This window comes from Marinomonas spartinae, assembly GCF_900089775.1.
Lineage (GTDB): Bacteria > Pseudomonadota > Gammaproteobacteria > Pseudomonadales > Marinomonadaceae > Marinomonas > Marinomonas spartinae.
The window spans coordinates 193,000-211,339 of the sequence record NZ_FLOB01000005.1; the positions used below are offsets into that span (position 1 = coordinate 193,000).

The following is an 18,340-nucleotide window of genomic DNA, read 5'->3' on the forward strand; positions in this document are numbered from 1 at the left end:
CCTATTTTTGTGTTTTCAAAACACACGATGGCGTTATTATGACCTTAACGGACCAAATGGACATTTCTTTTGCAATCTAATTTATCGTTAACCATATCAGATTTATGGATCGAGCGTGGTGACAGAGATCTTTGTAAGGGTTTTTCTTTAACGGCATCATCAGGCGATATTATTCATATCATTGGGGACAACGGCGCAGGTAAGAGTTCTCTGTTTAAAACACTGTTTGGTCTTGTGTCCCCTGTAGAAGGTGCGGTAAAACTGAATGGCGAGGATGTATTGAGCTACCGTGAACCTTTATTGAAGCAGTCTCTCTATATTAGTCATGCCTTGGGGTTAAAGAGTGTCTTCACTGTGCTTGAGAACATCCGTTGGTATTTCCCTAACGTGTCAGAGACGGACATTGCGCGTGTCTTGTCGTTATTGAAAATAGAAGACTATCTTGACGTTCCGATTAAAGCACTGTCGGCTGGGCAAACTCGACGGGTTGCTTTGGCGAGGCTGTGGTTGTCGGATTTATCGATTTGGTTTCTAGATGAGCCTTTTTCTGCTCTCGATATAACAAGTATTCAGTTATTGGAGGGGCGGATCAGAGAGCATGCTGAACAGGGGGGGATAGTTTTTTTTACCTCTCATCAGCCCGTAACGTTATTATCACCAAGGCGAGTAGAGCTCACGGCATGACGTACTTTTCTTACTTTAAAGCCGAATGTCTAGTATTGTTCCGTCGCAAACAAAATCTTGTGAATGCTCTGTTGTTTTTTACATTAGTGATTGTGTTGTTTCCTCTTGGAGTGGATCCTTCTAAGGCATTTTTAGCCCCTGCGGCAGGGGGAATTATTTGGTGTGCGGCGGCGCTGTCAACGGTGATTTCTTTAGAAAGTATGTTCAAAGAAGACTACGCCGATGGCTCTTTAGAGCAGCTTTTAGTCAGTGGCTTATCCATTTCTTGGTTAGTGCTACTCAAGGTGTTAGTACATTGGTTGGGGATGATAATCCCTTTGTTACTGTTAACACCGATATTTTCTGAAATGTTATTTCTCCCTGACGGTGTGTTGGGCGTACTCATGACGACATTACTGCTTGGTACCCCAGGGCTATTTTTGATTGGTTCAATTGGGGCCTCTTTAACGGTATCCTTAAGGCAGGGTGCGTTATTGATGTTGTTGCTTATTCTGCCCTTTTATTTTCCGATTATTATCTTTTCTACTTCGGCTATACAGGCGGTGGCCTCAGGTCTGCCATATAGCGGATTATTGGCAATCATTAGTGCCATATCATTATTGGCCCTGGTTATGTCGCCATTAATGACACCTATTTGTTTAAGAGCGAGTGTACGTTAATGAATTGGAGCTGGTTTCATAAATTAGGCTCTCCAAAGTGGTTTTTCCAATGGTCAAAAAAGTGGGCTGCCCCCATTTTTTGGTTAGGAGTGCTTGGCATAATAGTAGGAATGATCTGGGGGTTAGCATTCGCCCCTAAGGATTATCTACAGGGTAATGTCTTCCGCATTATTTATTTGCATGTGCCAAGTGCTATTTTGGCTGAGTCTTGTTATTTATCACTGGGTATAGCAGGCTTTGTTTTTCTGGTTTGGCAAATGAAAATGGCCCCCGTTTTTATTAAAGCCATGGCTCCCATAGGCGCAGTAATGGCTGCTATTGCGTTATTTTCTGGCTCTATCTGGGGGAAACCCACCTGGGGAACTTGGTGGGTATGGGATGCCCGACTTACGTCAGTATTGGTTTTGTTTATGCTTTATATGGGGATCATCGCGATCCAGAATACCTTAGATGATAGGGTGTTAGCGGATAAAGCGGCTGCGGTCATTTGTGTAGTGGGGGTCATTAATTTGCCCATTATTAAATATTCAGTCGTTTGGTGGAATACGCTTCATCAGCCTGCCACCTTTAGTTTTACGAAAAAGCCAGATATGCCTGAAGTTATGTGGATGCCTTTGTTGATCTGTGTGGTGAGTTTTTATTTGTTTATCGCGGGTTTGGTCGTGTGGCGAATGCAGACGGAAATATTGCGTCGGGAGCATCGTGCTAGCTGGCTTAAAAAAGAGGTGGTTAGTGATGGTATTTGATAGCTGGACCGCTTTTTTCCATATGGGGAACTATGGGGTATATGTATGGTCTGCTTATGGGTTAGGAGCGTTGGCATTGGTCGGTTTGGGGTTGGACACCTTGATAAGTCGTCGCAAAGAATTGAATAAGCTTAAGAAGCGCTATATAAGAGAGTCTAAATCCTAGTGCACCCCATCAGACGAAAGCGCATTATCACGATTGCTATTATTGTATTAGTTCTAAGCGGTGCCATTGGTTTAGTTCTGTATGCTTTGCAGCAAAATATCAATTTATTTTATACTCCGACACAAATTGCTTCTGGTGAGGCCCCGAAAGGTGTCAATATTCGTGCGGGTGGAATGGTAGTGAAGGGGAGTGTTAAGCGTGATAGCAATACCTTATTTGTCTCCTTTAATGTCACCGATTTTAAGCGTATCGTCCATATTGAATATCATGGTATTTTGCCAGATTTATTCCGTGAAGGTCAGGGCATCGTTGCCCAAGGAAAGTTGTTGCCTAATGGTACATTCCTCGCATCTCAAGTGTTGGCAAAGCATGACGAGAAATACATGCCGCCCGATGTCGCAAATGCACTTAAACAAGCCAAAGGCAACACCCCATCCAAACCCTATAATGATAATTAGGCTTTTTTATGCTTCCTGAAGTGGGTAATTTTTCCCTTATTCTCTCTCTGTTCTTTGCTTGCTGCTTGGCGGTCGTGCCCATTATTGGTTATTGGCGTCATACCCCCATTTTGTTATCCACGGCACGTCCTTTGACCTTATTGATGTCTTGTTTTGTCTTGGTAAGTTTTATCGTCTTGGCCATTGCGTTCTTGACCGATGATTTTTCCGTTCTGTATGTCAGTTTAAACTCCAATAGTAAGCTGCCTATTTGGTATAAATTCAGTGCCATTTGGGGCAGTCATGAAGGCTCTCTATTGCTGTGGGTACTGATATTATGCGGTTGGAGCAGTGTGGTTGCATTGAAAAGCCATACGTTACCCAAAGAGGTGGGTCCCATTGTGCTGAGTGTGTTGGGAATGGTAGCAACGGGTTTTCTACTGTTCATGTTATTCACATCATCGCCTTTTGTTCGTGACTTACCCAATGTGCCTGTTGATGGTGCAGACCTAAATCCGTTATTGCAAGACATCGGGTTGGTGATTCATCCCCCCATGTTGTACATGGGCTACGTCGGCTTCTCAGTGGCGTTTGCCTTTGCGATTGCAGCGTTAATTACTGGTAACTTAAATTCGTCATGGGCACGCTGGGCACGTCCTTGGACGGCTGTCTCTTGGGCATTTTTAACCTTGGGGATTACGCTAGGCAGTTGGTGGGCATATTACGAACTGGGCTGGGGCGGCTGGTGGTTTTGGGATCCAGTCGAAAATGCGTCCCTTATGCCTTGGCTGGCAGGCACCGCCTTGATTCACTCTCTAGCCGTGACGGAAAAGCGTGGGGTGTTTAAAAGTTGGACGGTTTTATTAGCCATTTTCACCTTTAGTCTGTCCTTGCTTGGCACCTTTTTGGTTCGTTCTGGTGTATTAACTTCTGTGCATGCGTTTGCGGCGGATCCAACACGTGGGGTTTTTATTCTTGCCCTGTTGATTGTGCTAATCGGCAGCAGCCTGTTGTTGTACGCCTTACGAGCGTCCCAAGTAAAAGCGGGAGTGGCTTTTGGGGTAACTGGTCGCGAAGCTTGGTTGTTGTTGAATAATATTATTCTAACGGTACTCACACTGACGGTATTGTTAGGCACACTTTATCCCTTGTTGTTTGAAGCTCTTGATCTTGGGCGTATCTCGGTTGGGGCGCCTTATTTTAATACTGTCTTCTCGCCCCTTGCCTTATTACTAATGGTGTTTATGGCCATTGGTCCTCTATCTAAGTGGCATAGCACCAAGCCCTCTTTATTAGTGCGTTTATGCGTGTGGCCTGGCGTTGTCTCTATCTTGCTTGCTGGCATTATTAGCTATATTTATCACTTAGGAGGCATGGCTTGGCTGAGTTTGTCGGTGGCGTTTTGGGTGGTGCTATTAACTTGCAAAGATTGGTTTATAAAGGTTTCCGCTGGGTCGAAAGGAATTATTCCCAGAGCTCGACAGCTACCGCGTAATTACTATGGCATGATGTTAGCCCATTTGGGGCTGGTAGTGAGCTTGATTGGCATTTTGATGGTCAGTACCTGCAGTAAAGAAACCACAGTAAAAATCGCGGCGGGACAGACGGTATCGTTTGCAGGTTATCAATTTACTTTGAATCAGTTTGAGTCTCTAAAAGGGCCCAATTATGTGGCTGATCAAGCTGATATTGCTGTTTATCAGGACGGTAAGTTGGTGGCACAACTTAAACCGGAAAAGCGTTTTTACGAAGCGCGTCGTCAAGTGATGACGGAAGCCTCTCTCAACGCAGGGATAACTCGGGATCTCTATGTGTCTTTAGGAGAAAAGCTTAATGATCAAGCTTGGAGTATGCGTATTTACGTTAAAGCCTTTGTTCGTTGGATTTGGTTTGGTGGCATTTTAATGATGTGTGGTGGTGTGCTGTCGGCTTTAGATAAGCGTTATCGAGCTCGAGTAGAGGGACGTCATGCGTAAGGTTATTTTTTTTATTCCTCTCGTCGTGTTTATCGCGCTAGGGATCGTGTTTTATCTTCAGCTTGGCAAAAACCCTGAATATATGCCCTCTGCTTTGGTTGGTAAACCTGTGCCAGCGATCCACTTGGTTTCGCTCGATACCGATCAAGTTGTCACTAATGTGGAGTTACCAAAAGGGCCCTATTTAATCAACTTTTGGGGAACTTGGTGTCCAACTTGTGCAATAGAACACCCTTATTTGATGAGGCTGGCTAAAAAAGGAGTTCCCATTATTGGCATTGATTACAAAGATGGTAAGGCCAGCGCTGAGCAATGGTTACGTAATAAAGGTAACCCCTACAAAATGGTGTTATTGGATGAATTAGGGAATTTCGGCGTCAATATGGGGGTAACAGGTGCTCCGGAGACCTTTGTTGTCAATAGCAAGGGGATCATTGTGTATCGACATCAAGGTGCGTTGGATGAGGCGGTTTGGAAATCTATACAGGGATATATGCAATGATTGACGCCGCCATTTTTCGTCGCTTGATCAAGCTCGTTGTATGGCTGGTCTTATCCTGTGCCGTCTATGGACAAGCAGAGGAGTTGATGACATTCAGCTCACCTGTTAATCAGACACGTTATGACGCGTTAGTGAAAGAGTTACGTTGTCCTAAATGCCAAAATCAAGACATAGCCGATTCAGGCGCGGGGATTGCGAAAGATCTTCGACATAAAATTCACGACATGATTGAAAACGGTCAGTCGGATAAGGAAATTGTGGATTACATGGTTGCTCGATACGGTGATTTTGTGCTGTATCGTCCCAAACACAATGCAGCAACTTTTGCGCTCTGGTATGGCCCCTTTATTTTGTTAGGAATCGGTTTGGTTATTTTTGCGGTTGTCATTATTAGGAACCGACTTCGCCGCAAAGGAGAGAGTGTATGATGACTGCTTGGTTGGTGATGGCGTTTATACTGGTCGCCAGTATTGTGTATTTATTTATGAGTGTCCAAAAAGGGCAAGTTCGACGATCGGATGTCAGCTCTGATACGTTTGATAATGTGCGACGCCACGAGATACAGATGGAAGAAGAAGTGGGGCGCTTATCTCATGAAGAATCGGCTCAGTTATTGAGAGACCTTTCCTCTGAAACGAAGCGAACACAGGAACAGCAAAGGCAGACTGATATCACGGAGCCGCGTTTCACTCGTATTGTGTTAATTGCCATGGCGTCGTTTGTGATCCTAGGCAGTGTTGGTCTTTACCAATACTTAGGTTATGCCAAAGAGGTTGTGTTTACTGAGCGGTTACAAGCGAAAACGGTAACGCCTCAGCAAGTAGAATCCTTTTTAGCTTACCGTAGCCACCGTTATAATCGACCTGAGGATTGGTACTACGAAGCCAATAACTATATGAAGCAAGGCGAGTTTACCAAAGCCGAGGCGTCTTATCTGAAAACGTTAGCTCTGTTGCCTGAAGAGTCGCCTGATCGCGTGAATGTCTTAGTGGCTTATGCCCAATCCATATTTTATGCGAATGGCAATAAAAGCTCGCCCAAAATGGAAAAAGTGGTGCATGAGGCGTTAGCGCTTGACCCCAATCAAGCAACAGCACTGGGGCTTCAAGGTGTCGCCTATTTTTCTAGTAAAGACTATAAAAAGGCGGTAATAGCTTGGCAAAATGCCGTGCGTCATAATCATAATATCGCGGAGCGAAATACCCTATTATCGGCAATTATGAAAGCGAGGGAAGAAGGTGATATTTCTTACCGAGATATTCCTTCTGTAATTACGAATGCTATTGCCATTAAAATAGAGTGGGATCCGAATAAGGTAACTTGGCATGACGATGATACCTTATTGGTGTATGCACGTATTCCTGGGCAAAAAGTCCCCATTGCAATTCGTAAAATATCACCACAGGCGCTTAATAAGCCCATTATACTGACGAATTTGGATAACCTTATGTCAACACAAACCTTGGCAAGCACAAAAAAGGTCGATGTTTTCGTAAAATTGTCTAGTATTCATTCATCTGACCTGACAAAAGGGCGTGTAATTGGTATAAGAAGGGCTTTGCCTTCAAACAGTGAGTCGATTTATTCAATCAAGGTAAGCTTGTAATTGAATCCTATCGAGCTTCGTTTGATAATACAGTCAACTTTATTGATCTTATTCGGAAAATGTAATGGAATTTAGCTTGCGTGAGTGGCTAATCTTAATTGGCGTCGTGATCATCATCGTCATTTTGATCGATGGATTTCGTCGGTATAAAAAAGGGCAAACCTTTAGCCAAGAAGAAGAGAGTTTTATTGATCCTGATGATCTTGCTAAAGAGGCGGTGATTAAAAGTGAGCTACCAAATGGTGGGGCTCGCCCGGCATCGTCAAAAAGTAAGAAAGCACAGAGTGATCCGGTTGCCAATGCGTTTGAAAACGCCCGTAAAACGGTTAATTCGCCGTTGGCGGATGTGCCGCATAAAGTTTATTCGGGTCCCGCCTTAGACCGTGATGATGAAATGCATTTAGACGATTTAGCCAGTTTGGTTCCTGAACGGAGTGATAGACAGGCGGATATTTCTCATCATGATTACTCAGATACCGATACTCAGCAAGAGGAATACGATGAGTACTATGATGACTTGGATGGAACGGTCAAAGATGATGGTTTGCTAGATCGTGAAGAGATCGTTGAAGAGTCGGATGATGATTATGAACGCAGTTATTCCAGTATCGATATGGACCAAACAACGCTACAGGGAAGGAGTCTCGATGAGGATGAAGACTCAGCTAGCCATGATGATGTCGCTGAGATTGAAGAAGTCATCGTAATTAATGTGTTTGCCCCAGAAGGCGAAACTTTTTCGGGTATAGAATTGCTTCAATTGGTCCTTAATTGTGGTATGCGCTATGGCGAAATGGATATTTTTCATCGTCATGAAGAAGGTTTTGATCGTGGCCGTGTTCAGTTTAGTATGGCCAATGCCATTGAGCCTGGTACGTTCGACCTTGATACCATGGGAGAAAGCAATTGCCCCGGCGTGAGTTTCTTTATGGGCTTACCTGGTCCTAAGAACAGTATGAAGGCCTTTGATTTTATGCTGGAAACAGCACAGGCCTTGGTGCGTAATCTCGGTGGCGAGTTGCGTGATGAAAGACGTAGTCCGATGAGCGAACAAACGATCGCCCATTGTCGACAACGTATTCGTGATTTTGAAAGGCGTCGATTGACGCGACGTAAATCATAAGCCCATAAGTTTTTACAAGGCCCCAAGGGGCCTTGATTGTTTCTAATCTCTTTCCTGTTTTATATCGAGTGTTTTTCTATGAGCAAAGCGTCAACTCCTCCATCTAATCAAATTAGCCAAGAGCAAATGCTCGATCTGATTAATACGTTGAATGACTACAGTTATGCCTACCATGTAAAAGATAACCCATTAGTACCAGATGCCGAGTACGACCGCTGTTATCGTCAGTTACAAGCCATTGAAGCAGAGCACCCAGAGTGGGTTCAATCCAACTCGCCGACTCAGCGTGTTGGAGAAAAGCCAGACAGTGGTTTTGCCAACATTGCTCATACTGTTCCCATGTTATCCCTTGATAATGCGTTTGATGATGAATCATTAAGTGATTTTGACCAGCGCATTCGTAAGTTGATTCGTGAATCCTTAGAGGACGACGAGCAACTAGCATTTGATGGATCCAGTATTACCTATTGTTGTGAACCAAAATTAGATGGTTTGGCGATTAGTTTGCGTTATGAAAATGGGCAGCTTGTTCGTGGTGTCACCCGTGGTGATGGCTTGTCTGGCGAAGATATTACCTCCAACATCAAAACCATTTATTCCGTCCCTTTGCGGCTGCGTACTGAGACGCCTCCTCCTGTTATTGAGGTACGGGGTGAGATTTATATGACCAAAGAAGGCTTTGAAAAGCTGAACCAGCAAGCCGCCGAACGGGGAGAGAAAACCTTTGTGAACCCGCGAAATGCGGCGGCGGGCAGTCTGCGTCAGTTAGACCCGAAAATCACAGCCTCTAGACCCTTAGTAATGTGTGCCTATTCTATCGGCTATGTGGAAGGCTGGGATCAACCTGCTAGCCATTACGAAGGCTTGCTGCAGTTGGGAGAGTGGGGGTTTCGAATAAATAATCTGATGCAAACTGTCAAAGGAGCACAAGGCTGCATTGAGTATTACCAAATGCTCAATGACAAACGCCCGACCTTACCCTACGACATCGACGGCATTGTTTATAAAGTAGATGATATATCCCTTCAAGAGACGCTTGGGTTTATCGCCCGAGCACCGCGTTGGGCGATTGCTAGAAAATTTCCAGCACAAGAAGAAGTTACAAGAATTTTAGGCGTGGATTTTCAAGTGGGCCGTACCGGTGCCATTACGCCGGTGGCACGTCTGGAGCCTGTCTTTGTCGGTGGGGTGACGGTGTCAAATGCGACACTTCATAACAAGGATGAAATTTCACGCCTTGGCGTTCAAGTGAACGATTATGTGGTGATCCGTCGTGCAGGGGATGTCATTCCTCAAGTGGTACAGGTGCTATTCGAGCGTCGTGATGAATCACAAAGCAAGGCCGTTGTGTTTCCAGACAGTTGTCCGGTCTGTGGCTCGGATGTTGAGCAAGTCGAAGGGGAAGCGGTGGTGCGCTGTACGGGCGGATTGGTCTGCGGTGCGCAATTGAAAGAGTCTCTCAAGCATTTTGTGTCTCGTAAAGCCATGGACATTGATGGCTTAGGCGATAAATTAATCGAACAGTTAGTTGAACAAAACTTATTGAAAACACCTGTCGACATTTTTACTCTTCATGAGAAAAAAGACACCTTACTGTCCATGGAAAGAATGGGGCAAAAGTCGGTAGAGAACTTATTGGCCGCTATTGAGAAGTCTAAGAAAACGCAATTTAATCGCTTTATCTACGCACTTGGTATTCGTGAAGTAGGAGAGGCCACAGCGCGTGCCTTAACGACGCATTTTGTTGAGTTAGAGGCTTTGATGTCGGCGGATCAAGAGGCACTAATAAAAGTAGATGACGTTGGACCCATTGTGGCGCAGCATGTACAACTTTTTTTCGAGCAGGAGCAGAATGTCACAACGATTAAAGGTTTGTTAGCGACAGGCATTGAATGGGATACTCAGGTGATTGAATCTTCTGAAGAACGTCCTTTGGAAGGAAAAACCTATGTGGTAACGGGCTCATTGAGCCAGTTTTCTCGTGATCAAGTGAAAGACAAGCTACAGTCCCTAGGGGCCAAAGTGAGTGGTTCAGTCTCTTCGAAAACAGATTGCCTAGTGGCGGGGGAAAAGGCAGGGTCAAAATTAACCAAAGCCCAATCTCTCAATGTGCCTGTGATTGACGAAGCGGGTGTTATCGCATTATTGCAAGAACATGGAGCGCTTTAATTGGATACTTTGATTCCATATGATTCATTAGCAAAAGACACGTTAGAAACAATATTAGACGATATTGTTTCGCGTGACGGAACGGATTATGGCGACTATGAGTTGTCGGCTGAGCAGAAACGTCAGCAAGCGCTAAAGGCGCTCACGTCCGGCACAGCCGTATTATTGTTTGATACGGAAAGTGAAACCATTAAAATGGTACCGAAAGATACGCTAAGCCATTACGACTTTTCATGAAAAGTCGTAATGGCTCTCGGCGCACGTTGTTCTAGCTTTCAGCACATTCTTGTGGATCACGAACACAATGGTTGATGTTGTGGTCCATGTCTCTAGCTGGTTGGGTTCCTGTATTACGACCAACGACTTTAGCGGGAACGCCGGCGACGGTCGTATAAGGCCCTACGGGTTCTAGCACCACGCTACCTGCGCCGATTTTGGCGCCTTCTCCAACCTCAATATTCCCTAAAATTTTGGCACCTGCACCAATTAATACACCAGAGCGAATTTTCGGGTGGCGATCTCCATGTTCTTTCCCTGTTCCTCCCAGTGTAACGGACTGCAGGATGGAGACGTTATCTTCTATGATGCAGGTTTCGCCGACCACCAAGCCTGTTGCATGATCTAGCATGATGCCGCAACCAATGGTGGCGGCTGGATGAATATCTACGCCAAAGACCATGGACATTTGGCCTTGTAAATACAGTGCTAAACTTTTTCTATTTTGCTTCCACAGCCAATTTGCCACACGATAGGTTTGCAGTGCGTGAAAACCTTTGAAGAAAAGTAAAGGGGTGGTGAGGCAATCACAGGCGGCATCGCGTTCTTTTATTGACAAAATATCTTGCTCAATACACGGAACAATGCCAGATTTAGAGTCGCCCATGGCTTCTTCAAACACTTCTCGAAGAACCATCGCAGGAATGGAAATGCTGTCTAGTTTGCTGGCTAACAAAAAGCTTAGTGCTGAGCTTAAACCATCGTGTCGTAAGATAGTGGTGTTAAAGTAGCTGGCAAGAATGGGCTCATCGAGCGAAAGTTTCTCCGCTTCAGCTTGTAAAGACGACCATAAGTTGCCGGATGTCACGGCATTGTACATAGTGTTACTCAAGAGCTATTTACCTATGTTGATTCGAGGCTAGAATATAGGTTATGGGTTAGGATAAAACAAAACAAGGGCTAAGGCGAAGATTGCCGCTGATTTATGGAGATAATATGACTACAAAAACCGTTGCCGATGCACTGCATATCTTTTACGAGTTAAATTCTACGTTTGCAGATGCTTATTGGGAAACCAACGATATTAATCAGAAGGATCGTTTTTTTGCGATGAAAATGATTTTACAAGATGAACTGGACGAGTTGCATAAATTAAGCATGCAAGATCATATTTATCCTTATGAATCCATTAATCTGGGCGTGTTACAGTTAAGTGATCAACTGAAGGGGTTGTTACCAGACTTGAATCGTTGCGTATTGCGTCCACAAACGCGTAACCGTTTTATTGAGTTAATTCCTAGTGCTTGCACCTTGTTTGAGAGTTAATCAATAGGCAAAAAGTAAGTCATAAAAAGCAAGGGATCACATAAAGAGCGCTGTGCTGGTTGTTGGGTAAAGCGCTCTATTTAGATGGCTTGCTTTTTGTTTATTGTTATTGTCGTTTCAGATTCCTCACGGTGAATCGGCTAGGGTGTAATCGATTAATAATCCTTTGCTCAATTGGCGCGGCCTCACCGGTAATTAAACTGGTTAAATAGCTGGCACTAAGAGGTGTGGACACCAAACCACGGGAGCCATGGCCAATGTTTAGAAATAAACCATTGCTCACTTCAGCCACCTTATCGCTTTTCCATTTGGCATTTTTGCTCAATGTTGCGTAATGTGATTCGATTATCTCAGGATTAAAGACGGGCCCAACCATCGGCGTGTAGTCTGGAATCGCGCAACGAAAGGACACCCGACCACCACAATTTTCCACCTTTAGCGTATTCGCTTTGAGCTTTAGGAGAGTTTCCAGCATTCTTAGATTTCTAGCATGGCCTTCTTCTCGTACGTTTTCATCTTGATCTTTTAGGTCATAAGTTGCCCCAAAATGAAAGGTATCCTCAAGAGCGGGAGAAACATAACCTTCTTGGCAAATAACATAGGGCGTGTGTAACTCGTTTTGGCCCTCACAGGCGGCTTGAGCTGCTTCTAATGGCAAGTAAGAGACTTGGCCGCGAATAGGGTAAGCAGGTGTATTCGGTAGATAATCCACTCGATTTGTGTCGTTGGCGGTGCAAAAGACAATATCGGAAAAAGCGTGTGTCCCTGTTTGATGACTCGCTTGCCAAGGGAGGGAAGGGGGCTCCTCTTTGTTAAGAGAGACAAGCTGTGTGTTTAATTGAACCTCTATGTTTTTATGATTAAGCAATGTTTCACACAGACGAGTAGGAATAACCCAGCCAGATAAAGGAAGAAAGAGACTGTCTTTTTCATCCTGTTTGGGTTGCATAACGGCCTTTGGGTAAAGCCCGCTGGCTAGCATGGTCGCGAATCGGGTACGCTCTTTTTCATTGGTTGGCCGTTGAATCAAACCACATTGATCCCAAAACGCCTTATTTTCATCAAGAGACGAATAAAGTTGTGAAGCATACAGGTAAGCGGCTAAATAAAAACGGTTGACTGGCGTGTCCTGTGAGCCAAGTTTAGGGTAAAGCATTCCTTGTGGATTGCCTGATGCCTGACAAGCAATCTCGCCACCTTGTTCCCATACTGTGACTTTGATGCCTTGGTTCGCCAGTGACGCGGCAGTTGTTGCTCCAGCCAAGCCAGAGCCTACTACTAAGACATGTTTGGATGCCTTATGAGAATACGGATGGCTTGATCGAACATTAAACCAAGCCTGTCCTTGTGCCATTCTTTCTGGGAATGAGTTAGTTTGCTGATTCAGTTCGCCTACAGCCATTTCTCTTTTATGGCCAAAACCTTTTACCTTACGTACCTCAAAGCCAACGTCTTGTAAGCCACGGCGAACAATGCCTGCCGCCGTGAAGGTCGAAAAAGTAGTGCCTTGATGGCTTAATCGGTAAATATGTTTGAATAAGGTTGGAGACCACATATCAGGGTTTTTACTCGGTGCAAAACCATCTAAAAACCAAGCATCGATGTCGGCATTAAGCTCCGCGAAGCCGTCTTGTGCTTCACCAAACCAAAGGGTCAGTTGAATGCGCCCCTGAGCCAATTCGATACGGTGAAAACCATGACTTAATGGCGGGTAATGTTTGATCAGCTCTTGGCTTTGGTCTGTAAGAGAAGGCCACATTTTTAAGGCATTGATAAGTTGTTCCCTAGAGAGAGGGAATTTTTCAACAGAGATAAAATGCAGTGTCGCATCCGCAGGAGCCTGTTCAATAAAAGCTTGCCACGCATACAGAAAATTTAATCCGGTGCCAAAACCTGTTTCAGCAATGGTAAAAGAGGGGGTCGTTAAGCTTTTCCAGCGTTCATATAAATAGTTGTGTTGCAAAAAAACATAACACGTCTCTTCTAACCCCGCCTCTTTATCAAAGTACACATCATCAAACTGGTTTGAGTGAGGGGCGCCATCTTCCCCCCAAGTCAGTATGGGTGGCGCTAAACGGTAGCTAGTTAACACGTTTGATGCTCTTAATAATTATCGGTGAGGTTGGTACATTACGGTATGGACCAACCGATTTTGTGGGGACTTTAGCAATATCATCAACGACCTTCATACCGGAAATAACGTGACCAAATACGGTGTAACCGGGGCCACCACGGGCGCCGTCGTTCAAAAAGTTATTATTTTTTAAGTTGATAAAAAACTGAGAGGTGGCACTGTTTGGATCTTGTGTGCGAGCCATGGCAATGGTTCCACGGCTGTTAGTTAAGCCATTATCGCCTTCATAGTCAATGGGGGCTCGGGTGGCTTTTTGTTTTAGATCTTTTGTGAATCCACCACCTTGAATCATAAATCCTGGAATAACACGATGAAAAATGGTGCCGTTGTAAAAGTCTTTATCAACATAGTTGAGAAAGTTTTTGACGGTTTTAGGGGCGGCTTTATTGTTAAGGTCGACCCGAATGGTTCCCTTATTGGTTTGTATGTCGACTTCCGTAGCGTTGGCTTGTATTAAACAAAGGCTGGTCAAAATAAGCCCTGTGATGAGAGTCTTGCGCATTGTGGTTTTCCTTAAATGATGAATAATCCCATAATATGGGGAGCATAACCGTATGCCAAGTGGTTTGGTCAAACTGTCGGTATGTTTAAAAATGGGTATTTTACAGGAGAAATGGTATGCGAACAGCCATTGTTGAAATTGAATATTGTACCTTATGCCGTTGGATGTTGCGGGCAGCATGGCTTTCGCAGGAGCTATTGACCACGTTTGACGATGACATTAAAAGTGTTACTTTGATCCCCACACAAGGCGGTATTTTCAAAGTGCGGGTGAATGGGGAAGAGATTTGGTGCCGTAAAAAGGAAGACGGGTTTCCTGAAGCGAAAGTGTTAAAACAGAGAATGCGAGATGTGATTGATCCAGAGCGGAACTTAGGGCATTCAGATGTAAAAACCTCAAGTTAACGGGCAGATAATACGCTAACAAAAAACGCACTTATGTCCTTATCTCTTATGTGGACGCTAAGCGCATTTTTTGTTGCTAAGCATGGCAAGTAAAGCTCTACCTAGTTAGGAAAAACCTGCTTAAATGGTTTTACCACGACACGCTGATACACGCCAGCGGCAACATAGGGGTCTGCATCGGCCCATTTTTGAGCGTCTTCTAAGCTAGGAAATTCTGCTACCACGACACTTCCTGTAAAACCTGCATCGCCTGGATTATCAGAATCAATAGCTGGGCTTGGGCCAGCGAGTATTAGACGGCCAGCATTTTGTAGCATTTGCAAACGTTCTAAATGAGCAGGACGCGCTTGCTGACGTGCAGGTAAACTGTTGTCGACGTCGTCGCTAATAATGGAGTAGAGCATGGTTATTCCTTATTTTGCATATGAGAAGAAAGGTAGATGCCTTGTAAGATAATAAAGACCACCGTCATACCGAGTAGGCCAAATAATTTAAAATCGACCCAGATATCCTCACTGAATGAGAAGGCCACATAAATATTCACCGCACCAGACAGGATGAAAAAGCCGACCCATGCTAGGTTTAAGGTGCGCCAGACTTTGAAAGGAAGGTCAATTTTATCGCCCATAATACGTTGGATGATGTTTTTATCACCAATGAATTGACTGCCTAAAAATGCCAAGGCGAATAACCAATTCACAACAGTGGGCTTCCACTTAATAAACTCACTGTTGTTAAACAGTACAGTGGCGCCGCCAAGTAGAATCACCAGAGCTAAAGAAACCAAGTGCATTTTTTCTACTGTTTTATGGCGGAACCAGTTGTAGCCAACTTGCAGTATGCTCGCTGGAATCAATATGGCGGTGGCTAAAATAATGTTCCCAGTCATTTTGTAGACAACAAAGAACACTACGATAGGAAGAAAGTCGAATAGTAATTTCATATAAAAACCAATTTATGTATGCTGGACTTATAATAACCATCATTATCATTAAAGAACAGTCTATCTATGCCAGAAGCTGCTAGCTATCGTAAAGTTGATCTTCATACACACTCTATTTGTTCCGATGGGCGTTTATCGCCAACAGAGCTGGTGGATCTTGCTGTTGAGCAAGGCGTGTCCTTATTTGCCTTGACCGACCATGATACGTTAGACGGTTTATCAGAAGCACGCCAGCGAGCTGAGCGGCAGCCATTGAGTTTTATTAATGGCGTCGAATTGTCCACTCAGTGGAAAGGCATTCCGTTGCATATGGTCGTGCTGAATTTTGAGCCAGATAATCCCGCGTTATTATCGATTGTTCAGTCTAATCAAACGATACGCCTGCAGCGGGCGCGACGCATCGCGGATTTATTGGTTAAACAAGGCTTGCCGGATTTGTTTGATGATGCGGTCGCCTTGGCAGGGATCAGCCAACTAGGTCGTCCTCACTTTGCTTCTTTGATGGTTGAAAAGGGCATCGTCAAAGACGCGAATAAAGCCTTTGATCGATATCTAGGGAATAAACGATTGGGGCAGTTACGTGATGTTTGGCCTGATTTGGAAAGCGTATTAACCTGTTTGAAAGATCAAAATATGGCGCTGATTTTAGCGCATCCAAAACGATATCCACTGACCGTGACAAAATTGAAATATTTGCTATCGGATTTTAAAAAATGGGGAGGAACGGCCATGGAAGTCGCCTCTGGCAACGAAAAACCAGATAGTGTTCGACTATTAGAACGTTTGTCCCAAGAATACGCTCTTGAAGCATCGATGGGCAGTGACTTTCATGGGCCGTTTGGTCCTTGGACACAAGTGGGAAAGTTTACTCAGGTGAATGAGGCAGGGTTAGATTTAGTTCATAAGCATTGGTGATGAATCTATAAGAGCAGATCTATTGGGTTTTCGACGCGTTATAGTCTAGTATGTAATTGATGTGAGAGTCTTTTTATTGATCTTTCAAGGTCGATGTTTAAGTACTAGAGTATAGCAATGATTGATCGCTCTAAAATGTTAATGATGAACTAAACGGTGGAACAAGCTGTGAGTCAATTCTTTCAAATACATCCAGAAAATCCTCAAGCACGCTTGGTCAAGCAGGCTGTTCAGGTGATCCGTAGTGGTGGTGTTATTGCTTACCCAACAGATTGTGGTTATTCGCTTGGATGCCAGTTAGGGGATAAATCGGCATTGGATCGTATTCGAGCCATCCGCCGTTTGGATGATAAACATAATTTTACCTTAGTGTGCAGTGATTTATCAGAGATCTCCACCTACGCTCGTTTTGATAATCACTTGTACCGTTTATTAAAAAACAATACTCCAGGTCCTTATACGTTTATTTTTCCTGCCACTTCTGAGGTGCCAAGACGGTTGCTTCATCCTAAACGGAAAACCATTGGTATTCGTGTGCCTGACAGCCGAATAGTGTCTGCCCTGCTGGCTGAGCTGGGTGAGCCGATTATGAGTGTGTCGTTGATTTTACCGGGTGAAACTGAGCCACTGACTGATCCCTACGACATCCGAGATAGCTTAGAGCATGCGTTGGATTTGGTGATTGATGGTGGCTTTTGTGGTTTATTGCCAACAACCGTGGTGATGATGGACACGGAGCAGATTGAAGTGGTGCGTGTTGGCGCGGGAGATCCGTCCGTTTTTAAGTAAATTGTGTGGTAGGACGCTGTCATGCGATGCCATGTACGATTATAATGCTGTTCATATTTATGTTATATCGTTTTATATAATGGGTTGCTGAGAAGCATTCCCTCTAAGAGGTTCGTAATGGACGAGAAATTACAAAAAGTATTAGCGAGAGCGGGCCAGGGTTCGCGTCGTGAAATGGAAAACCGTATTCGTGAAGGACGTGTTCTGGTTAATGACACGGTGGCAACATTGGGTGACCGTGTCAGTTTGACTGATGTCATTGTATTGGATGGCTATCCAATTAAAGTGACAGAAGCGGGTGAAGGACGTCGAGTCATCATCTATAACAAGCCAGAAGGTGAAGTCTGTACACGTAAAGATCCGGAAGGCCGACCAACGGTATTTGATAAGCTTCCTAAATTACGTGGCGAACGCTGGATTGCAGTAGGTCGCTTGGACATCAACACATCTGGTCTTCTTTTGTTTACCACCGATGGTGAATTAGCTAACCGCCTAATGCATCCCTCGACTGAAATTGATCGAGAGTATTTAGTTCGAGTCATGGGCGATGTCTCTGAAGAAAATATTGCTGCATTGAAAAAAGGGGTGACGTTAGACGACGGCCACGCTAAGTTTACCGATATTGTCGATGGAGGTGGTGAAGGTATTAACCACTGGTTTTATGTGTGCTTAATGGAAGGTCGTAACCGTGAAGTACGTCGCTTGTGGGAGTCTCAAGGCGTCAAAGTGAATCGCTTGAAACGGGTTCGTTTTGGGCCAGTTTTCTTACCGTCGAAAGCTAAGGTGGGGCGCTGGGTGGAAATGGATGACTCAGAGGTGGATGCCTTGTGTGCCATGGTTGATATTGAAGTGACGAGTAAACCAAAAACACAGCAGCAAAAACAAGAAGTCAAACGCCAGCAAAATAAAACGACAGCAGGTGGTGCACGTCGTCCGAAAGGATTTGATTGGCAAAGCAGTGATAAGCCAGAATTCAAACCCAAAAAACCGGGTAAGCGATCGTTTCGTTAATAGATATTTGGATGGCTTTTTAATGACGAACT

The 18,340-nt window shown here is 44.4% G+C and carries 22 protein-coding genes; 17 read left to right on the plus strand and 5 right to left on the minus strand.

The window, feature by feature from the left end:
- Positions 1-69: 69 nt before the first annotated feature.
- From ccmA to MSP8886_RS12755, 12 genes are all read left to right on the plus strand, one after another.
- On the plus strand, positions 70-684 hold the full coding sequence (gene ccmA / locus MSP8886_RS12700; protein WP_067016970.1) for a cytochrome c biogenesis heme-transporting ATPase CcmA: 615 nt from the start codon (positions 70-72) through the stop codon (positions 682-684).
- Positions 681-1,343 carry a heme exporter protein CcmB gene (gene ccmB, locus MSP8886_RS12705; RefSeq protein ID WP_067016972.1) on the plus strand — a complete coding sequence of 221 codons (663 nt, stop codon included), beginning with the start codon at positions 681-683 and terminating at the stop codon, positions 1,341-1,343. Before ccmA ends, ccmB begins: the two co-directional genes overlap by 4 nt.
- Complete coding sequence (locus MSP8886_RS12710) at positions 1,343-2,089, plus strand: heme ABC transporter permease (protein WP_067016974.1); 747 nt, start codon at positions 1,343-1,345, stop codon at positions 2,087-2,089. Before ccmB ends, MSP8886_RS12710 begins: the two co-directional genes overlap by 1 nt.
- Complete coding sequence (gene ccmD / locus MSP8886_RS12715; protein ID WP_067016976.1) at positions 2,079-2,255, plus strand: heme exporter protein CcmD; 177 nt, start codon at positions 2,079-2,081, stop codon at positions 2,253-2,255. The genes MSP8886_RS12710 and ccmD overlap by 11 nt, the downstream gene beginning before the upstream one ends.
- On the plus strand, positions 2,255-2,713 hold the full coding sequence (gene ccmE, locus MSP8886_RS12720; RefSeq protein ID WP_067016978.1) for a cytochrome c maturation protein CcmE: 459 nt from the start codon (positions 2,255-2,257) through the stop codon (positions 2,711-2,713). The genes ccmD and ccmE overlap by 1 nt, the downstream gene beginning before the upstream one ends.
- Positions 2,714-2,721: 8 nt before the next feature.
- Positions 2,722-4,668, plus strand: a complete 1,947-nt coding sequence (locus tag MSP8886_RS12725) for a heme lyase CcmF/NrfE family subunit (RefSeq protein WP_067016980.1) — start codon at positions 2,722-2,724, stop codon at positions 4,666-4,668.
- Positions 4,661-5,170: a DsbE family thiol:disulfide interchange protein gene (locus MSP8886_RS12730; protein ID WP_067016982.1), complete on the plus strand. Its 510-nt coding sequence runs from the start codon at positions 4,661-4,663 to the stop codon at positions 5,168-5,170. Before MSP8886_RS12725 ends, MSP8886_RS12730 begins: the two co-directional genes overlap by 8 nt.
- Positions 5,167-5,598, plus strand: coding sequence for a cytochrome c-type biogenesis protein (locus tag MSP8886_RS12735; RefSeq protein ID WP_067016984.1), 432 nt, complete (start codon positions 5,167-5,169; stop codon positions 5,596-5,598). The genes MSP8886_RS12730 and MSP8886_RS12735 overlap by 4 nt, the downstream gene beginning before the upstream one ends.
- Positions 5,595-6,776, plus strand: coding sequence for a c-type cytochrome biogenesis protein CcmI (ccmI, locus tag MSP8886_RS12740; protein ID WP_067016986.1), 1,182 nt, complete (start codon positions 5,595-5,597; stop codon positions 6,774-6,776). Before MSP8886_RS12735 ends, ccmI begins: the two co-directional genes overlap by 4 nt.
- Before the next feature lie 64 nt (positions 6,777-6,840).
- Positions 6,841-7,899, plus strand: coding sequence for a cell division protein ZipA (zipA, locus tag MSP8886_RS12745; protein WP_067016988.1), 1,059 nt, complete (start codon positions 6,841-6,843; stop codon positions 7,897-7,899).
- A 78-nt stretch (positions 7,900-7,977) separates the two neighbouring features.
- On the plus strand, positions 7,978-10,068 hold the full coding sequence (gene ligA, locus MSP8886_RS12750) for an NAD-dependent DNA ligase LigA (RefSeq protein ID WP_067016990.1): 2,091 nt from the start codon (positions 7,978-7,980) through the stop codon (positions 10,066-10,068).
- Positions 10,069-10,305: a YheU family protein gene (locus MSP8886_RS12755; protein ID WP_067016992.1), complete on the plus strand. Its 237-nt coding sequence runs from the start codon at positions 10,069-10,071 to the stop codon at positions 10,303-10,305.
- A gap of 31 nt (positions 10,306-10,336) precedes the next feature.
- Here the strand turns inward: MSP8886_RS12755 and cysE are convergent, their stop codons facing one another.
- Entirely contained in the window at positions 10,337-11,164 is an 828-nt protein-coding gene (gene cysE, locus MSP8886_RS12760) for a serine O-acetyltransferase (RefSeq protein ID WP_067016994.1), read from the minus strand.
- 116 nt (positions 11,165-11,280) lie between these two features.
- On the opposite strand from cysE, the gene MSP8886_RS12765 reads away from it, so the two are divergent.
- Complete coding sequence (locus tag MSP8886_RS12765; protein ID WP_067016996.1) at positions 11,281-11,610, plus strand: hypothetical protein; 330 nt, start codon at positions 11,281-11,283, stop codon at positions 11,608-11,610.
- Between the two features lie 106 nt (positions 11,611-11,716).
- Here the strand turns inward: MSP8886_RS12765 and mnmC are convergent, their stop codons facing one another.
- Together mnmC and MSP8886_RS12775 are read right to left on the minus strand one after the other, a co-directional pair.
- Positions 11,717-13,702 (minus strand): bifunctional tRNA (5-methylaminomethyl-2-thiouridine)(34)-methyltransferase MnmC2/FAD-dependent 5-carboxymethylaminomethyl-2-thiouridine(34) oxidoreductase MnmC1, encoded by a 1,986-nt coding sequence (mnmC, locus tag MSP8886_RS12770; protein WP_067016998.1) that lies wholly within the window; start codon positions 13,700-13,702, stop codon positions 11,717-11,719.
- The gene (locus MSP8886_RS12775; RefSeq protein WP_067017000.1) at positions 13,692-14,246 is read right to left on the minus strand and encodes a peptidylprolyl isomerase; all 555 of its coding nucleotides are present in this window, start codon (positions 14,244-14,246) and stop codon (positions 13,692-13,694) included. The genes mnmC and MSP8886_RS12775 overlap by 11 nt, the downstream gene beginning before the upstream one ends.
- A 116-nt stretch (positions 14,247-14,362) precedes the next feature.
- Here MSP8886_RS12775 and MSP8886_RS12780 point away from each other — a divergent pair, with 116 nt between their 5' ends.
- On the plus strand, positions 14,363-14,650 hold the full coding sequence (locus MSP8886_RS12780) for an Rdx family protein (protein WP_067017002.1): 288 nt from the start codon (positions 14,363-14,365) through the stop codon (positions 14,648-14,650).
- A gap of 101 nt (positions 14,651-14,751) precedes the next feature.
- Here MSP8886_RS12780 and MSP8886_RS12785 read toward each other — a convergent pair whose 3' ends face one another.
- Together MSP8886_RS12785 and MSP8886_RS12790 are read right to left on the minus strand one after the other, a co-directional pair.
- Entirely contained in the window at positions 14,752-15,054 is a 303-nt protein-coding gene (locus tag MSP8886_RS12785; protein WP_067017004.1) for a YciI family protein, read from the minus strand.
- A 2-nt stretch (positions 15,055-15,056) separates the two neighbouring features.
- Entirely contained in the window at positions 15,057-15,593 is a 537-nt protein-coding gene (locus MSP8886_RS12790) for a septation protein A (protein WP_067017006.1), read from the minus strand.
- 66 nt (positions 15,594-15,659) lie between these two features.
- On the opposite strand from MSP8886_RS12790, the gene MSP8886_RS12795 reads away from it, so the two are divergent.
- The 3 genes from MSP8886_RS12795 to rluB all read left to right on the plus strand — a co-directional run bounded on the left by MSP8886_RS12795 (position 15,660) and on the right by rluB (position 18,308).
- The gene (locus MSP8886_RS12795) at positions 15,660-16,508 is read left to right on the plus strand and encodes a PHP domain-containing protein (protein ID WP_067017008.1); all 849 of its coding nucleotides are present in this window, start codon (positions 15,660-15,662) and stop codon (positions 16,506-16,508) included.
- A gap of 168 nt (positions 16,509-16,676) precedes the next feature.
- Positions 16,677-17,297: an L-threonylcarbamoyladenylate synthase gene (locus MSP8886_RS12800; RefSeq protein WP_067017137.1), complete on the plus strand. Its 621-nt coding sequence runs from the start codon at positions 16,677-16,679 to the stop codon at positions 17,295-17,297.
- A gap of 117 nt (positions 17,298-17,414) precedes the next feature.
- Positions 17,415-18,308: a 23S rRNA pseudouridine(2605) synthase RluB gene (gene rluB, locus MSP8886_RS12805; protein ID WP_067017010.1), complete on the plus strand. Its 894-nt coding sequence runs from the start codon at positions 17,415-17,417 to the stop codon at positions 18,306-18,308.
- Positions 18,309-18,340 lie beyond the last annotated feature (32 nt).

Bases quoted from the DNA above. Each gene is read 5' to 3' on its own strand.
- ccmB (WP_067016972.1), top strand. From the start codon at position 681: ATGACGTACTTTTCTTACTTTAAAGCCGAATGTCTAGTATTGTTCCGT.
- MSP8886_RS12710 (WP_067016974.1), top strand. From the start codon at position 1,343: ATGAATTGGAGCTGGTTTCATAAATTAGGCTCTCCAAAGTGGTTTTTC.
- ccmD (WP_067016976.1), top strand. From the start codon at position 2,079: ATGGTATTTGATAGCTGGACCGCTTTTTTCCATATGGGGAACTATGGG.
- MSP8886_RS12725 (WP_067016980.1), top strand. From the start codon at position 2,722: ATGCTTCCTGAAGTGGGTAATTTTTCCCTTATTCTCTCTCTGTTCTTT.
- MSP8886_RS12730 (WP_067016982.1), top strand. From the start codon at position 4,661: ATGCGTAAGGTTATTTTTTTTATTCCTCTCGTCGTGTTTATCGCGCTA.
- MSP8886_RS12735 (WP_067016984.1), top strand. From the start codon at position 5,167: ATGATTGACGCCGCCATTTTTCGTCGCTTGATCAAGCTCGTTGTATGG.
- ccmI (WP_067016986.1), top strand. From the start codon at position 5,595: ATGATGACTGCTTGGTTGGTGATGGCGTTTATACTGGTCGCCAGTATT.
- zipA (WP_067016988.1), top strand. From the start codon at position 6,841: ATGGAATTTAGCTTGCGTGAGTGGCTAATCTTAATTGGCGTCGTGATC.
- ligA (WP_067016990.1), top strand. From the start codon at position 7,978: ATGAGCAAAGCGTCAACTCCTCCATCTAATCAAATTAGCCAAGAGCAA.
- cysE (WP_067016994.1), bottom strand. From the start codon at position 11,164: ATGTACAATGCCGTGACATCCGGCAACTTATGGTCGTCTTTACAAGCT.
- MSP8886_RS12765 (WP_067016996.1), top strand. From the start codon at position 11,281: ATGACTACAAAAACCGTTGCCGATGCACTGCATATCTTTTACGAGTTA.
- MSP8886_RS12775 (WP_067017000.1), bottom strand. From the start codon at position 14,246: ATGCGCAAGACTCTCATCACAGGGCTTATTTTGACCAGCCTTTGTTTA.
- MSP8886_RS12780 (WP_067017002.1), top strand. From the start codon at position 14,363: ATGCGAACAGCCATTGTTGAAATTGAATATTGTACCTTATGCCGTTGG.
- MSP8886_RS12785 (WP_067017004.1), bottom strand. From the start codon at position 15,054: ATGCTCTACTCCATTATTAGCGACGACGTCGACAACAGTTTACCTGCA.
- MSP8886_RS12790 (WP_067017006.1), bottom strand. From the start codon at position 15,593: ATGAAATTACTATTCGACTTTCTTCCTATCGTAGTGTTCTTTGTTGTC.
- MSP8886_RS12795 (WP_067017008.1), top strand. From the start codon at position 15,660: ATGCCAGAAGCTGCTAGCTATCGTAAAGTTGATCTTCATACACACTCT.
- rluB (WP_067017010.1), top strand. From the start codon at position 17,415: ATGGACGAGAAATTACAAAAAGTATTAGCGAGAGCGGGCCAGGGTTCG.